At 65.0% G+C, this 14,521-nt stretch carries 15 protein-coding genes; 1 reads left to right on the top strand and 14 read right to left on the bottom strand.

The features are described 5' to 3' along the window. Window positions 1-337 precede the first annotated feature (337 nt). The 3 genes from DJ73_RS07285 to DJ73_RS07275 are packed head-to-tail and all read right to left on the bottom strand — an operon-like array spanning window position 338 to window position 6,210. Window positions 338-4,348, bottom strand: coding sequence for a fibronectin type III domain-containing protein (locus DJ73_RS07285; RefSeq protein WP_094557683.1), 4,011 nt, complete (start codon window positions 4,346-4,348; stop codon window positions 338-340). Then, window positions 4,348-5,535 (bottom strand): hypothetical protein, encoded by a 1,188-nt coding sequence (locus tag DJ73_RS07280; protein ID WP_094557682.1) that lies wholly within the window; start codon window positions 5,533-5,535, stop codon window positions 4,348-4,350. Before DJ73_RS07280 ends, DJ73_RS07285 begins: the two co-directional genes overlap by 1 nt. A gap of 3 nt (window positions 5,536-5,538) precedes the next feature. Continuing rightward, window positions 5,539-6,210, bottom strand: a complete 672-nt coding sequence (locus tag DJ73_RS07275; RefSeq protein ID WP_094557681.1) for a hypothetical protein — start codon at window positions 6,208-6,210, stop codon at window positions 5,539-5,541. A gap of 75 nt (window positions 6,211-6,285) precedes the next feature. On the opposite strand from DJ73_RS07275, the gene DJ73_RS07270 reads away from it, so the two are divergent. Next, window positions 6,286-6,930 (top strand): rhomboid family intramembrane serine protease, encoded by a 645-nt coding sequence (locus tag DJ73_RS07270; RefSeq protein ID WP_176451098.1) that lies wholly within the window; start codon window positions 6,286-6,288, stop codon window positions 6,928-6,930. Between the two features lie 5 nt (window positions 6,931-6,935). Here the strand turns inward: DJ73_RS07270 and DJ73_RS07265 are convergent, their stop codons facing one another. From DJ73_RS07265 to DJ73_RS07215, 11 genes are all read right to left on the bottom strand, one after another. Further along, window positions 6,936-8,108, bottom strand: a complete 1,173-nt coding sequence (locus tag DJ73_RS07265) for a hypothetical protein (RefSeq protein ID WP_094557679.1) — start codon at window positions 8,106-8,108, stop codon at window positions 6,936-6,938. A 103-nt stretch (window positions 8,109-8,211) separates the two neighbouring features. Then, on the bottom strand, window positions 8,212-8,709 hold the full coding sequence (locus tag DJ73_RS07260) for a hypothetical protein (RefSeq protein WP_094557678.1): 498 nt from the start codon (window positions 8,707-8,709) through the stop codon (window positions 8,212-8,214). Then, window positions 8,709-9,623 carry a phage tail tube protein gene (locus DJ73_RS07255; RefSeq protein WP_094557677.1) on the bottom strand — a complete coding sequence of 305 codons (915 nt, stop codon included), beginning with the start codon at window positions 9,621-9,623 and terminating at the stop codon, window positions 8,709-8,711. Before DJ73_RS07255 ends, DJ73_RS07260 begins: the two co-directional genes overlap by 1 nt. 45 nt (window positions 9,624-9,668) lie before the next feature. After that, a complete protein-coding gene (locus DJ73_RS07250) occupies window positions 9,669-10,190 on the bottom strand; it encodes a hypothetical protein (protein ID WP_094557676.1) in 522 nt (173 codons plus the stop codon). Beyond that, window positions 10,187-10,639: a hypothetical protein gene (locus DJ73_RS07245; protein ID WP_094557675.1), complete on the bottom strand. Its 453-nt coding sequence runs from the start codon at window positions 10,637-10,639 to the stop codon at window positions 10,187-10,189. Before DJ73_RS07245 ends, DJ73_RS07250 begins: the two co-directional genes overlap by 4 nt. Further along, a complete protein-coding gene (locus tag DJ73_RS07240) occupies window positions 10,636-10,893 on the bottom strand; it encodes a hypothetical protein (protein ID WP_094557674.1) in 258 nt (85 codons plus the stop codon). Before DJ73_RS07240 ends, DJ73_RS07245 begins: the two co-directional genes overlap by 4 nt. A 142-nt stretch (window positions 10,894-11,035) precedes the next feature. Beyond that, entirely contained in the window at window positions 11,036-11,920 is an 885-nt protein-coding gene (locus tag DJ73_RS07235) for an HNH endonuclease (RefSeq protein ID WP_176451097.1), read from the bottom strand. A gap of 109 nt (window positions 11,921-12,029) precedes the next feature. Beyond that, window positions 12,030-12,887 carry a hypothetical protein gene (locus DJ73_RS07230; RefSeq protein ID WP_094557672.1) on the bottom strand — a complete coding sequence of 286 codons (858 nt, stop codon included), beginning with the start codon at window positions 12,885-12,887 and terminating at the stop codon, window positions 12,030-12,032. Window positions 12,888-12,890: 3 nt separating this feature from the next. Next, a complete protein-coding gene (locus DJ73_RS07225) occupies window positions 12,891-13,241 on the bottom strand; it encodes a hypothetical protein (protein ID WP_094557671.1) in 351 nt (116 codons plus the stop codon). Window positions 13,242-13,243: 2 nt separating this feature from the next. Continuing rightward, on the bottom strand, window positions 13,244-13,423 hold the full coding sequence (locus DJ73_RS07220) for a hypothetical protein (protein ID WP_094557670.1): 180 nt from the start codon (window positions 13,421-13,423) through the stop codon (window positions 13,244-13,246). Window positions 13,424-13,431: 8 nt separating this feature from the next. Continuing rightward, complete coding sequence (locus DJ73_RS07215; protein ID WP_094557669.1) at window positions 13,432-14,514, bottom strand: hypothetical protein; 1,083 nt, start codon at window positions 14,512-14,514, stop codon at window positions 13,432-13,434. Window positions 14,515-14,521: the final 7 nt, after the last annotated feature.

The following is a 14,521-nucleotide window of genomic DNA, read 5'->3' as shown; positions in this document are numbered from 1 at the left end:
CCCCACTACCGGGCCTGTTCCCTTCGATTCGATCTGCCCCTGTCCACTGCCTGATTATCGGCCTGCCCCTGTCGAATGGCAGATCGACGCGACTTGGGCCACCATCCCCAAGGTCGTGTTCTCAAATTACGTCGAAATCGCAATTTATTCAATACGCAACCCGCAACGAGCCACCGGGGCAACACGCCCCTGCTGAGGTCGGATTACCATCCGTTGCCAAATCGAACCTCAGTACTCTGCCGGCGTCAACTGTCGAACGTACCTGGTTCGTCTCAGTTGCCGGCGGAGCAACGTGACCCGGGCTGCTGTCCCCGGCGTCGCGTTTGGACTCGATAGGCTAGACATTTCTAGCCACAGCTGACAGCCGGTCGCGCAAGTTATCGACGATGTCGCCGACACTCTCCCGACTGCCGAGGGTCAGCGTCACCTCTCGAGCGGAGTTCGAGATGTCACGCACCTCCAGCGGCCCCTCGAACGGCAACTCGTCAGCCGGGATGGACGTAACGAGCGACCGACTCGGGTCGGTCTCCCGGATGGTCACTTCAGCCTCCTCGAGCGGGGCGGCGACCTCGCGCACCACCGCCAAGGCGAGCTGTTCACACTCCCGGTCACTTGTCGCATCTGGGAACGACTGGCGGAGCGTCCGCGGGTCGGCGACGGCGGGCTGTGTGTACGACCCCTCAAAGCGCCACTCATAGTCGATCTCGTACTGCGTGCCGGGTGTCATCGACCCACCCTCGAGGATGGTAATCGTCCCTTCGGAGTGACCGATGACGTAGTCGAGACCACGCTCGTACTGCGTCGAGCGGTCGCCGGCGTCGTACACCGTCTCTGAACCCGTGTCGACCGGCCCCTCGCCGAGGCCGACGTTGAGGCCGTAGTCGTTGGCCGTGAAGGTCTCGCCCTCGATGCTCGAGGTCTTACCCTCCGCGATGACGCGCTGGTAGGAGCCGTCGATCGACCGCTGACCGCTGAAGGAGACGAGCGTCGGCTCGGCGTCGGCGAGGCGCTGCCCGGGTTGCGTCCACTCGATGCGGTACTCGGCGTCCGCGTTCGGCGCCCGCCGGAGCTCCCAGATGAAGTCGCCGGCGTCGGCGATCCGGTTGAGGAGCTCCTCGATCGTGCCGCGATGGACGAAGTCGAGCAGTACAGGCGTGTTGACGAGATCGCCGAAGAGGTTGAGGAAGTCCAGCCGCTGCGGCTGGTCGCCGAACTGCCCTGACTGCGAGCCGGAGTCCTCGCGACCGAGCGTCACGCGTGCCTGGATGAGCTGGGTGGCGTCGGCGAAGTCGGTCGCGAACGAGGTCGTGTCCGTTGCCTCACTCCACGCAGCGGTCTGGTCGTTCCGCAGCGCGAGCGCCTCCGGCGCCCCGCCGCCCGCCAGCGTGACGTCCACCTGCCCGGCGACCACCTGCTCGACCGACGTGATCGGCTCGAAGACAACGTCGATGTCGGCCGGGCGCTGCTGCCACCCGGTGACGACGCCGTCGACTGGCGTGATGTCCTGGTCGATAGGGTAGCGGTCGTCGCGAACGTGGGCGAAGTCGAAGTAGAGCTCGCCGCCCGACGTAACTGGGATCTGGACCTCCAGCGAGTAGCTTCCCGGCGTGAGGTCGCCGTCGGTGTTGAGAATGATCTGGTAGGAGTCGAGTTGGAACTGGCCGCCGGTGTCGTTGATGCCGCCCTCGCCGAACGACTCGACGACGGTCTCCGAGCCGTCGGGATCGGTCCGCGTGAACTCGAGGCCGGGGGCGGAGTCCGGCGGGATGCCGTAGACGATGACGGCCTGAGCCTCGCCCTCGGGGATGGTGTGTGCGAGCGTGAACTCTACCTCACGTCTGTCGCCAGATTGTAGGTTCACTGACCCGCCGCCGGACCACTCACCACCCTGCGTCGTGTTGACTAAGCCGCTCCCATCGGCGTCCTCGGCCTCGCGGAACCACCCGGTCGGCTCCGCGAACACCTCGTTGTTCTCGACCGTCAGCGGCGACGTCGCCGGGAACGGGTTGCCACTCCCTTCGATGCCATCGGTGAAGTCGCCGGAGTCGCTCGCCTGGAAGAGCCGCACGTCTTCGCGAGCACTCGTCTGCGGGTCGTCGACGTTCGCGACCCAGCCGAGTTCTTGCGTAATGACCTCTTCGGCGGCGATGTGAGCGTTTTTCTCGGGATACTCGATGCCGTCGACGTCGTCCTCGAGGGCCGTCCCACCGACAGCCACCAAGACGTTGCGTGTCTCGTCACGTTCGACGGTCTGCAGCTCGTCTATCGGCAGGCGGGTGCCGTCCGTCCACGCGCGGACTGTGGATCCTTCGACATCGTGGTCCTCCCACGTCGACGAGCGCGGGACAGGCACGCGGATCTCGGGCTGGCCGTTGAGCCGCGGGTGCCATTCGGCGCCCTCGAGCACGGTGGGCGTGAGCGTGTCGCCCGAGGGGTGTTCAACCTCGATAAGCCAGCCCGTCGGCGGGACACGCCGATCGCGGACGCCGTTGAGGGCTGGTGTGGTAGCCGTATCGAAGTTGGATTCGGCGCTCGTATACTGCGTGTACGACCGGATCCGATACTGGTACTCGCGATTTGGTTGGACCGTGTTGTCCGTGTACGATTCGGTGTTCGGCCCAACGTCCTCGAGGATGCTGTCGCGCCCCCAAGAGCCGTCGGGGCGCCGCAGCTCTCTGATGACCTCTTGACCGTTCTCGTTGTCGGCGTCGTCAGTCCACGCAAGCTCCGTGGTGGTCTCGTCGACGGCCGTCGCGGCGAGGCTGTTCGCGCCGGGGAACTGCGTGATGATCGTTATCGGCGTCGTCCACGCGCCCGTCCGGTAGGTTGTCTCTGTGCGGCCCCTAACCTCGTAGCGCTCACCATCCTCGCGGCCGACGAACTCGAACGCGACCGTGTCGAAGGGGCCAATAAACTCGCCGAAGCCGACTGCGGTGCCGTCCCACGACCCCTCGCCCGTCTCGCGGATCTGGTAGCGTACCGAACCGTTGTTCGCCGATTCCGTCTCTCGGTCGACGGCAACCTCATCCTCGACGCCGTTGCCGAGTATGGGCTGGTCCTCATCGGGGAGTGTCGTCGTGAAACTGTTTGTCCCGCTCGCGGAGGATGCGTCCGTGGTGTTGGCAACCACGCGGGCGTCGTATTGTTGGCCGTTCAGCAGTGATAGAATGGAGGCCGTTTCCGTGGTCTGTGAAACAGTCGTCGCCGTCTGGTAGCTACCGCCATCGGGGCGGTATTGGACCAGCGTATTCCCGTTGTCATGCGAGGCCGACCACGACAGGGTCGCAGAGTCGTCATCGAAGCTCGTTACTGAGGGGTTGGTCGGTGCGGGTAGCGTTGTTGTATCAGAGGCCTCGTTCGACAGCTCGCTTTCGCCCACGCTGTTGACTCCGGAAACGCGGTAACGATAGGTCGTGCCGTCGTTCAGCCCACCGTCTGTAAACGATGTGCCGTTCGGTGTTCCGACGAGAGTGTCCGATGTATCTACCCCTGACGACGTGGACCTGTACACTCGGTACGAGTCCGCGTTGCTCGCGGACGACCAGTTTAAGAATATCTCGTCCGAGTTTTGTGTCGACGCGCTCAGGTTCGTCGGAGCGTCGGGGGGCGCCTGATACGATATGACGATTTCGCGACCCGATGAAGTGTTGGCTTGGTCGGTTGTGGTGGTGGTAAAACCGTCCGTGTACGACGACGCGCCGCCGCCGCCGCCGGCATCCGAGTCGGTAGATACGCCGCCACCGCCTCCGTAGTAGCCGCTCCCTCCGCCGCCGGCGGCGGTAGATGTGCCTCCCAACTCGTTTGCGGTTCCGCCGTTGGTTCCTGACCCTTCGGCGTCTTGGTCGTTAGAACCCCCGTTACCGGCCGCGGTTTGGGTACCACCCTTGCCGGCTTGGAAATGGTCCGTTATGATATCCGTTCGTTGTCCTGTTTGTCCAGTGTCTCCGCCGGCGTTTCCACCAGTGCTGTTGGTGCTGTCGGTTTCCTCGGCGATCCCACCCCCACCGCCGCCCGCCGCGGCCACGATGTCCGACTGTCCGGTCCCGTTTTTGTGAATCACCGAGCCGTCGCCGCCGTCCCCCGCGCTTGCGGTGTAGTCGACGCCGAAGACCGAATATTCAAACGATCCACCGCCCCCGCCGCTGTAGAACCGTATGTACAGGGTGTCTCCGCCACTCACCGGGAGCGTGCCAGCAATCTCCCGGCCGTCGCCGCCGGCTGTCGTATCAGCCTCACTGCCGGTGTCGGAACCGTCTTCGCCCGGTTCGCCGATGAGGGTAACATCGACCTCGGAGACACCAGCTGGGACGGTGAACGAGTCGTTGCTTGTGTATGTGTTTGTGGGCATCAGCGACGCACCTCCTCACGGGCGACGAGCCCCTGCGTGGCGCCCGTCTCCACGATGCTCGTCGACGCGATCGGCTCGAGCAACGCCTCCAGGTCCGGCGGGATCTCGGCCGTCACGCTCTCGGGGATCCACACCTCCAGCGCGGAGCGGCCGCGCTCGAGCTCGACGTCGACGGCGAAGACGTCGCCCGCGTTCGTCCCGGCGACAGCCTCGAACTCGACCTGCGCCGCGACGCGGGCCTGGCCGATGTGCGTCAGGTCGACATCGGCGGGCTGCCAGTCCGTGTCGAGATCGGCGTCGTACTGCGGCAGGTCGACGGCCGTCCAGCTGTCCGAGCCGGCGTCGTACGTCTCGGCCTCGAGCGCGGCCGTGGCGTCGGCGTTCGTCGGCTCGTCGATGGTGAGGCGGAGCAGGCCGTTGCTCAGGGCAGCAGAGCCAGCGAACTCGTGGTCACGGGCGAACACCGACTGCCATGCCCGCACTCGGCCGGAGTCGCTCTCGATGTACTTCGTGTCCCGACCACGCGTGTCATAGACGCGGACGTCGACAGCCGGCTGGGCGTCCTTCGCGACGTCGTAGATGTACACGGGCTCGTCGATTGTCTCGGCGGTGGCATCGAACAGATCGACGTCGCCGAACTCGGTCTGGACAGTCGACACGGGCGTCGGCCGTACTCGCTCAGTCGGCGACGACGTCGAGTCGATGGCGCGGACCATGCGAGCGGCCGCCGGGATGCCCACCAGTCCGTCCGTGTCGTTCCCGAACGAGTGGCCGGGCGAGGGCTGTGAGGGCGACGTGTCGAGTGACTGGAACTGTGACTTCCGCGTCCCGGCGTTCGTCAGCGACAGGGTCCACTCCCAGATGTCACGCCCGCCGGCGTGGACGGGTTCGACCTCCGCGCTCTCGATCTGGTAGTAGCCCGCGCGGTTGCCAGCGCCGCCGTACAGCGGCACGGCCGACAGCGCCGAGTCGGCGAGCTCCTCGAGCTCGGTCGCGAGTAGTTCGGAGTAGTACGTCCCGTAGGCGTACCGTCCCGTGAGCGTGAGGTCGGCCGCCTGCGAGGAGAGCGCGTCGACGATCGCGTCGCTACCGAGGACGCCCTGCTCAGAGAGTTGCGTCCCGAGCGCATCCTGCTCTGTCGGGACCGTCGCCTCCGGAATGGGTATCTTGTAGATGGTCGTGGTCATGGATCAGTAGTCGCTGAGGGTGTCGCCCAGCTGGTCGACGGCGTCACTAGCGGCCTCGGTGAAGTCATCGATGGCCTCGTCGACGTCGGGGACGAGCGTTGTCTTCTCGAACTCAAAGGTGTACGAGACGACGGACGGCTCGTCGATCGGTTTCTCCGTGCGCACCGAGAGGAGCGCGACTGGCACGGGCTCGTTGTACACGCCCGCCTCGGCCGCGTAGGTGCCGTCCGACCACTCACCGGTGTAGAGGAGCAGCTGCCCGCCGGAGTCGGTGCGTGCTTCGGACAGCCACCGGTAGAGGACGTCCCGTTTCGTCTCCGGCGGGACGTCGCCTGCGGCGTCGTACGCGGTCGCCTCGCCAGCGCTGCTCGAGCCGTCGCCCCAGCGGAGGTCGTCGTCACCACGGCCGACCGTGGCGGTGTAGTTGAACTGGTTGCGCCCGGCGCCAGCATCGAGGTGGAAGCCAGCCCGTCGGTCAAGGTCGGCGTCCGGAAGGATGTCGGTCGGATCGAGGTTGCTGGCCTGTGCGTACAGCTCGCTCAGGACCTGGCCTCGGCCGCCGACGAGGTAGTCATGAGTGAGCTCACGGTTGGGTTCGAGGTCTCCCTTGAGTTCGAAGACGCCTGTTCGGTCGAACGCCGATACTTCTAGAACGGCTTTTGAGTGTAGTGGCATTGGGCTATGATCGGTTTATGAATGGCCTCGCGAGTTGGGCGAAGGATTATCGGGGTGCTGTCCGAGACGTCCAGTATGAGCGTTGACTTGGAGATCGACCAGCCCTCTACTCCCGGTCAGTCAGAGGACAGCACCCGCAGTGGGCGAGGGTACATCGGGAGGATCCTCGCTGGCCCTGGTGTCTCACTGGTTTTGATGGCTGTCGTGAGCCTCGCGACGTGGACGGGTGTCCAAGCCAACAACGTCGATCCGTTCGTGCTCCAAGCCCCGTTAACAGAAGACTGGTGGCAGCTCCCTCTGTCAGTATTCTCTCATAGCGGGATGCCACACCTCACCGGGAACGCGACGATGATCGCCCTCTTCGGCTCTATCGCCGTCTTCTCGTCAAGTGTGATCCGGTATCACACATTTTTCATCATCTCTGGTATGATTGCTGGCGCCGCACAAGTCCTCGTGACAGGTGCGATCGGCGACCCAGGATCTGTCCTCGGCGCGAGTGGCGCCGGGATGGCACTGATGATGTACGTGTTGATATCTAATGATATCTCTTCACTCCTTCTCAACCGGGTTTCTCGTACTGCAGCTGCCGGGCTCGTTGTCGCTGCTGCAGTCGCGATAACGCTGTGGAGCGCAGCCATTCAGATCGCGAATGTGGCTCATCTCGCTGGTGCGCTCATCGGTGGCGTTGCGGGGTACTTCCATCTGCTCCGCTCTCACTAATGCTGTTAATTTGTGATCTCGCGCTCCAACTCGTCGAGATTCGATCGCAGGTCGTTAATCTCTCGTTCGAGGTCGACGATATCACGCTCGACGTTCTCCTCGATCTCGGTTACGATCCGATCGGCGAGGCGGTCAAGTCTGCGCGGGTCGACGTCGACACGGTAGGTCGGTGAGTGGGTGACTGAGACATCCATCTGCCCTCCACCTGTGCCGCTCGGTCTGTTTCCGCTTCCGAAACCTCCAGACGTGAACGGATTAACCGTGTCGAATCCACGGCCGAGGGCCTCAAACGGACGTCCAACTGGCGTGCCTCCTTCACCTAGCCGCTTCGTCACTGACGCCGGTGGGCTACCTGGGAGTAGCATGTCTGCCCCCCTCGCACCCGCATCGTCAAGTGCGCTGCCAGTCCGTTGTAATAGCCCTCGCCTAGAGCCACCACCACCTCGGTTTGAACCAGAACGTGTGTCTAAAGAGACAGTTATCGGGCCAACATCTTGGACTGGTAGCGTCGTGTCTTCGACAGGGAGTGGATCTCGGTTGACAGCAATTGAGTCAGGAGCATCGATACTCGGGAGCTCGGGGACAGAGAGCGGCGGGATATCCGGAACCGGTACTGGCCCACCAATAGGACCATCTGTCCCGTTTGTTGGATCCTCAACCTCGATCTTCCACCCTGGTTTTCGCACGGTGAGTGGCGCCCACTCCGGCTTTGCGATATCGCTTGAGACACTAACATCCGAGTTCGTGATCGCGGAGCTGATAGTGTTACCGAGTGCAGATGCGGCTGTCCCGGTGAGAACATTCGTAAGCGTCTCCGCGACCGTGTCGCCCGCTTCGATCGCGGCATCGCCGGCGGTCTCAGTAGCGGATCCGAGCAACTCCGTGAAGATCCCCCCGGCGCCGCCACCATCACCGCCGCCGACCTTGTCCTCTATATCCTCGAGGTAGACGACGGCGTCCTCGAGTAGTTCGGTGCGTGTCTCGGCGAGCCGCATCGAACGCCGCGCCCGCCGACCACGCCCTCCGCCACTACTCCCGGCCGACTGCGCCGACATCGACCCGCCGTCAGTGACACCGACCGCAGTCGTGCCGATGCCGTCTTCGATCTGCTGTTGGACGTTTTTGAGGTCGCCCTCGTCAACAGTAAGGGAGAGCTCGGCGGATGTCTCAAAACTCATAGTGGGCCTCGGGCAGCGTGGTATGCGTCAAGCAATTCAAGGTAGCCGGTCGGTGTCGCGTGGATCTCCTCAAGTGAGAGGCCGTGCGCGAGCCCGACCACGATCAGGTAGTCGAGTCGGGCGTGGGTGTCGACGTCCCCGAGCTCTCGCTCGCCGTCGAGGACGTCGAGGACCTGTTTCCCGCGACACCGAGCGCGTTCGATCGCCCCTCAACCCACTCGACGAACGCCGGGTGGAGACCAGCGATGTTCGCGAACGTCTCGGAGAGCTCGCCCTCGACGTACGGGGCGACCTCGCTCGCGGCGGCCGCGTACCAGAGCCGGCGCTCCTTCTCGCCGGCGTCGTCGGGGATCTCGCGGTGCATCATCGCTTCCTCGCCAGCCGTGAGGGCGCCGACTGTCACCTCGGTGTCTTCGCCCCACTCGTCAGCCTGCCACTCAACACCGCGACGGAGGTACTTTAGCCGGTCGCGCTGGTCGCTGACGGCGTCGGCCTCCTCCGTGCCCTCGTCGAGCTCCTCCAGATGCCCCTCGAGGGCGCCGATGTGCTCGTCGAGCTCATCGAGCGCCTCGGCGAGCGTCGTCGTCTCACTCGCCAGCATCAGGCCGTCACCTCGGTGGCGCTGACGTCGCTGACGTGATAGTCGATCGGCTCCGAGAGGTCGGCGTCGGGCGCTACGAGGTCGGACCACTCGTAGCTGGTTGGCTGGAGGTCCGAGAGCGTGTAGGTGATCGTGTCACCCTGGCCGTTCTCGAGTGCGAACTCGCCGGGGACCTTGCCGACCTCCTCGTAGGCGTTGGTGTCGACGTCGTCGACGGCGAGCGCCAGCTGGTCGCGCTCCGTGAAGACGGCGTCTGTCGAGAAGCTCGGCTCGATCGCGTCGACGACCGCGTCGTACGGGTGTCGGTCCTGCCCGCGGCGGAAGCGGGCGAGCCCCGACAGCGACAGCGTCGCGCTCTGCATGAGCGGCTGGGCGAGCCCGTCGACGCTGAAGGAAGCGCCGTGCCAGCTGTAGGCGTCGGCCTCCGAGGGCTGCTGGATGTCCCCGTCCGCCGGCGCCGTCACGTCGTCGGGCTCGTCGCCGTAGAGGATCGTCAGCTCAACGGTGACGTCGTCGCCCTGCTGGTAGTTGATCGACGCGTCCTGGACGACGGCGCCGGTCGGCGTCCGCGCCTCGGTCGTCCCGTCAGGGAGCTCGGTCGCGAGGTACCACGTCGCCGACGGGGCCCGCATCGGGCTGTTCGGCAGGTCCGTCCCGGAGTCCGCGAAGACGAGGTCGTGGAAGTTCGCGTCGGTGAGCGTCCAGGAGATCCCGTGCGCGCCCTCCCAGTTACCTTCTCGCGAGCCGGCGGGCGTCGGGTCGTCCGGGTGCCGGCTCCGCTCGAGTGCTTGGTCGACCGAGAGGTCCGAGACCGTGATGTCGATGCCGGGCTGGATCCACGTCGGCGTCCCAGGAAGGGTGCCGTACGTGTCCTCAACCGCGTACGCGACCGTCGCACTACCGGCGCCGGTCACGGCTGTTCACCTCGTGCTGTGGTATGAGTGTCGGAAAACATGGTGTCAGTCAGTGTACCCGCGGAACTGCACGTCGAACTCGGCGCGGTAGAAGTCCTTGTGGTCACTCAGCTGCTCGTCGATGTTCGTGATCGTCAGGTCGCAGTACGTGACGCCCGGCCGCCCGACGTCCGGGTAGCTCATCTCGGCACGGACGGCGTCGAACACCGCGCGGAACAGCGCGTCGAACGTCGGGGCGCCGTCCTCGCCCTCGGGGTGGACGTGGCCCCACTCGCCGCCGTCACGCGTGAGCGCCTCAAGTCGGATCGACGCCGTTGCGACGAGCTCGTACCGCTGGTTCGGGCCCGCCGGCGTGGGGTCGGTCGTCTGGCTCGCGACGCCGACGAAGTTGGCTGCCTCGAGGTCTTCCTTCCGCGTGTACAGCGGCGCCTGCATGTCCAGCGACGACCCCGTCTCGTAGACACGCGAGGTGTCACGGTCGACGCGCCGGAGCGGGTGGTCCGCCGGCTGCGCGTCGACGACGTCGGCGAGCGCCTCCAGGAGGAACTCGACTTCGTGCGTACTCATGCGAACCTCCGTCGGAGCCAGTTGAGTGTGTCCCGGATGAACCGCGACTCGGGCAGCCCCGACACGTTCGTCTCCGGGAGGAACACGCGCCAGCCGTCGCCTTCCTGCTCGAACTCTTCGCGAACCCACTGCGGCGGGTCCTCCCAGATGAACGAGAGGACGGGCGCTTCGTCGGCCTCGACGACGTGGTCGACTGTGCCCCGCTCGAAGAAGATCGCCGGCTCGGGCCAGCCCCATCGGACGACGACGCGACCCTTCCGCCTCTCGACTCGGGTCTCGCCGGCCTCGATGATCGACTGGACGTCGTAGTCGTGCTCCCGGCCGTACGCCTCGAGGATGTCGTGGGCGTGCTCCTGGACGGCCGACGCGATCTCCTCGCGAGCGTGCTGTTCGGCCTCGTCGAGGATCGCCTCGCGAGCGTCCGCTTTAAAGTTCGGAAGCGTCGTCATCCGGAACCCTCCTCGTCTGTGTCGGTACCCCCGTCGGAGAGCTCCTGGGCGTCCTCGACAGCGTTCGACATGGTCCGTGGGCCATACACCGCGTAGCCGCTCGCGAGCAACAGCGCGAGCACGACGACGTCCCACAGCGTGCCGAGCGGGTCGCCGACGATCTGCCCGCGGACCCAGAGCCCGAGCACGACCAGGATGACGAGCGTTCCGACGCCGGCGCGGAGCGCTCGGTAGGGGCGGGTCGGCGAGCTCATCGGTACACCTCGAGGAGTTCGTCGGCCTTCTCGCGCAGTTGGTTGGGTGCCTGTGCAACGCTGGTGCTGGTGTTCATCACTTGAGCTCCATCAGGAACTACTGGGTCTGGACCTCGGCCCCAGCAGGCGTCATCGCCGTTGTTCAGTCAGCCAGTTCGGGGCGGACGGGGACGCCCTCCCACGTCGAGTGGCACGAGCGGCACAGCGAGACGAGATTCTCCAGCGCGTTCGCGTCCTCGGGCTCGGCGAAGGTGCGGACCGGACGGACGTGGTGGACGTCGAGGTCCCGATCGTCGTCGCCAGGGGCGTGTCCGCAGGACTGGCAGGTGTGGCCGTCGCGGTCGAGCGCCTTCCGCCGCTGCTCCAGCCAGTTCTCGCCGTAGTAGGGTTCGTACCCGCCTTTCCAGTTGAAGTGGTCGGGGCCGCCCATTTGGGTGCTCTTCCAGTCGGTGTAGCACCCCGGATCGCAGAAGACGTTCTGGCCCTCCACCGACGACGGGTATCGGGTGACGTCGCTTCCGCAGTTCGCGCAGGTGAACGTCTCCTTCCCACCTTCCCAGGAAGCCGATTCTTCGCCGGTGCGGGACCTATGCCACTTCTCACGGCAGTCCGTGTTCTTACAGAAATGGCGATCGGCCTTTCGGTGGTTCTCGGGCAACACTCGAACATCGTCGCCGCACCACGAACACTCCGTCTGGATCCCGGCGATGCTCTCGCCGTGCGCCATTTTGTGGTGGCACTTCATCCCACGGGCATTCTCGAAGTCGTCCCTCCCGCACGTCGGACATTCTGGGCCCGACGGTTTGTTGACGAGCGACTCGTCGTGGACGAGCTTGTGGTGGCGTTTCAACCCTGCCTCGGACGGTAGCACGTCGCCGCACGTCGGGCACTCGGGGCCATCGGGCTCGATCAGGCTTTCGCCATGAACCTGTGCATGATGGCTCCGCATCCCCTGCGCGGACTTGAACGATCGGTTGCAGGATGGACACTCGGTAGGCTCTTCCGTTCCGCGGTCTGTCTTAGACATGCTTCGTGTGCTCCACGAAGCGCGGTCGGACGCCCCAACGTCCGGCCTTTTCAGGCGTCGCGCTTCGTGATTCTGTAGTAGCACGCTTCGCATGTGAATCCTCGGGTTGTTACCGGTAGACGGAGAGCAGATCATCCGCCTTGGACCGCATTTCGTCCGCTTTTGTTTCCACACCGTATATGGTTGCGTTCTGGGGTATTTCTACGACTGCTTCTTCAACCAGTTCAGCCCCTACACGGAGTGCTACTGCTCGCCGAACATTTCTCGGAATTCCTGAATGGCCATAATCCAAGTCAATATATACTGCGTTACTCAGACTGGCCAGGTCGTCGTCCATGGCGTGGACGTCGAGGTAGAGCTCGGAGACGCCGCCGTTGTTGACGCGGACCCAGTAGTCCTCACCACGGTGCTGGTTGCCGACGCCACCGGAGTACTCCTCACTGGCGACCCAGTCCTCGAAGGCGCCCTCGGCCGTCACCACACTCAGCGTGTTCACCGCCTTGACGTCCTTCCGGTTGAGCGTGAGCCGAGTGTACGCCGGAATCGTCTCGTCGACGGGCGGCTCGAGTGCTTCGTTCGGACCGAACGCGATCCGGATTTCCCGCTTCGGCTCGCGACGGTCCTTTCGCCAGCGGTCACTGCGCGGGTCGGACTCGAGCAGCGCGTCGCTGTTCTCGCGATAGCGATACCGGTCGCGCTCGCTCGCGCCGTGTACCATCCCCGCCTGCGTCTGGATGTCGTGCTCGTCGTCGCGCGACTTCGGCGCCGTTGGGATGGTGACCGCACTCGCCTCACTAATCCCGTCGGGCTCGAACCAGTGCCGCTTGAGCGTCTTCTCCAGCGGCTCGGTCTCGGCGAGGATCGCGTCGACGGCGATCTGTTCGTCCTGGCCGACGTCGCCGGGGAGGTCGGCCTTCCGCAGCGCTCGGCGGACGTCCTCAAGCGTGCAGTATCCGACCTCGCTCATGGGTTAGCCCTCCAGCTCCGCCCGCCGCTCGCCGACGGCATCCTGGACGCCGGTGCGCTCGGAGGCCTCGCCGATGGCTTCGAGGTGGTCATCCACCTCGCCGGCCGCGATGGCCTCCTCGATTGGCGGGACGTTCTGGCCCAGGAACTTGTCGAGGTCGAACTCCTCGTCGTCAGCCTCGTCGCCCTCGTCCGACGTCTCCGCACTGTCATCGATGATCCGGAAGTCACCACGCTCCTCGCTGAGGTAGGTGGCGAACTCCTCGTCGACGTCGACACGGTCGCCGATCGACACGCGTTCGTCGATTCCTCGAAGCAGTACCTTGCCGCCAGTGACTTTCTCTGCGACCGGCATGATCAGGCGTCGGCCGTGAAGCCGATCTCCCCGAGGCTCGTTCCGTCGTAGCCTCGGTAGGTGTTGCTCTCGGTGTCGAACCAGACCTCACCGCCGTTGAGGTCCTCGACCGGTGGATCGCCGGCGACACGACCGAGGTAGGTCTGTCGCAGCATCGCGTTCGTAGTGGGTGCGTCAGTCATCACTCACCTCAGGCGGTGGGCGTCTCGAGATCGGTCACGAGCACGCCGGCCTGCTGCTCCTTGATCTGGAAGTCGAACTGCCCCTCCAGCCAGTTGCGCGAGTGGAGCCGCTGCTCGTGGACCTTGTCGGTGTCCGTGGACTGGTCCAGCTCCATCTCCTCGAACAGCCCGAATGCGAGGTTGTTCGGGTCGGTGAACATCATGTACTCGTCGGGGAAGCCGTTGACACCGACGAGGTCGTAGCTGAACGGCGTGATGTCCGAGTCGCCGAAGATGACGGCGCTGCCGAGCGGGTCCTCGCGCTCCGTGAGCGACATCGTGTAGCTCTGGACCTGGTTCGGGCTCGTCATCAGCACCGGGCTGTAGGCGTCGCTCTCGCGGTAGCGACTGTCCAGCGTCTGGATGGTCTGGTCGAACAGCGACGTGTCCACCGGCTGCGGGTTGCCGCTCCCGTCCGTGTTCGCGATCGAGGGCATCGAGCCCGCGTCGGCCGTGGCCGTGTCCTCGAGTCCGATCCGGGTGCTGTCCCCGGCGTCGTCGGTGGACTGAGTGTCACCCTCGGCCCGAGCGATCCACCCGGTGAAGGTGTTGTCGAGCTCGGCGGCGCCACCGATGCTCTGGAGGTTGCCCGAAGAGGCGCCGGCGCGAATCCCCATCAGTCCGAGGTCGTTGCCGTAGCGCTCGATGAACTGGTCGACGATGTAGTCGCCGAACTGGTCGGGCCCGTAGTGGGTGTTCTTGAGCGCGTCGCGCTTCGGCTCGACGAGGATGTAGTAGGACTTGTCGGTCGCGTTGAACTTGACCGTCCCCGACTCCGCCTCGGAGTTCTCCGTCCGCGAGCCCTCCTCATCACGGGTGTGCCCCGACAGGCGCGGGACGCCGAACTGCGGCACCTCCATCTCGAGACGCGCGAGCGTCATCGTGTCGGCCATCCCGAGGATCTGGACGCCCTTCTGCATCCGGTCCAGGAACTCCTCGGTGACGTCGACGGGCAGCTGGAAGCCGTCGAGCTCGGCGAGCCCGATGTCCTTCTGCGACAGGCTGTTCATGTTCTGATTCCGCACTGCGTCGATGGTAGAGTTGGTACTCATCTGTAGA

This window comes from Halorubrum sp. Ea1 (assembly GCF_002252965.1).
Classification (GTDB): Archaea; Halobacteriota; Halobacteria; order Halobacteriales; family Haloferacaceae; genus Halorubrum.
Note: the sequence above shows the minus strand (reverse complement) of the source record. Positions and strands in the feature narration are given on the sequence as shown.

What these genes read in the sequence shown, in the direction of transcription:
- DJ73_RS07285 (WP_094557683.1), bottom strand. Translation starts at nt 4,348, where the DNA reads ATGCCCACAAACACATACACAAGCAACGACTCGTTCACCGTCCCAGCT.
- DJ73_RS07280 (WP_094557682.1), bottom strand. Translation starts at nt 5,535, where the DNA reads ATGACCACGACCATCTACAAGATACCCATTCCGGAGGCGACGGTCCCG.
- DJ73_RS07275 (WP_094557681.1), bottom strand. Translation starts at nt 6,210, where the DNA reads ATGCCACTACACTCAAAAGCCGTTCTAGAAGTATCGGCGTTCGACCGA.
- DJ73_RS07270 (WP_176451098.1), top strand. Translation starts at nt 6,286, where the DNA reads ATGAGCGTTGACTTGGAGATCGACCAGCCCTCTACTCCCGGTCAGTCA.
- DJ73_RS07265 (WP_094557679.1), bottom strand. Translation starts at nt 8,108, where the DNA reads ATGAGTTTTGAGACATCCGCCGAGCTCTCCCTTACTGTTGACGAGGGC.
- DJ73_RS07260 (WP_094557678.1), bottom strand. Translation starts at nt 8,709, where the DNA reads ATGCTGGCGAGTGAGACGACGACGCTCGCCGAGGCGCTCGATGAGCTC.
- DJ73_RS07250 (WP_094557676.1), bottom strand. Translation starts at nt 10,190, where the DNA reads ATGAGTACGCACGAAGTCGAGTTCCTCCTGGAGGCGCTCGCCGACGTC.
- DJ73_RS07245 (WP_094557675.1), bottom strand. Translation starts at nt 10,639, where the DNA reads ATGACGACGCTTCCGAACTTTAAAGCGGACGCTCGCGAGGCGATCCTC.
- DJ73_RS07240 (WP_094557674.1), bottom strand. Translation starts at nt 10,893, where the DNA reads ATGAGCTCGCCGACCCGCCCCTACCGAGCGCTCCGCGCCGGCGTCGGA.
- DJ73_RS07235 (WP_176451097.1), bottom strand. Translation starts at nt 11,920, where the DNA reads ATGTCTAAGACAGACCGCGGAACGGAAGAGCCTACCGAGTGTCCATCC.
- DJ73_RS07230 (WP_094557672.1), bottom strand. Translation starts at nt 12,887, where the DNA reads ATGAGCGAGGTCGGATACTGCACGCTTGAGGACGTCCGCCGAGCGCTG.
- DJ73_RS07225 (WP_094557671.1), bottom strand. Translation starts at nt 13,241, where the DNA reads ATGCCGGTCGCAGAGAAAGTCACTGGCGGCAAGGTACTGCTTCGAGGA.
- DJ73_RS07220 (WP_094557670.1), bottom strand. Translation starts at nt 13,423, where the DNA reads ATGACTGACGCACCCACTACGAACGCGATGCTGCGACAGACCTACCTC.
- DJ73_RS07215 (WP_094557669.1), bottom strand. Translation starts at nt 14,514, where the DNA reads ATGAGTACCAACTCTACCATCGACGCAGTGCGGAATCAGAACATGAAC.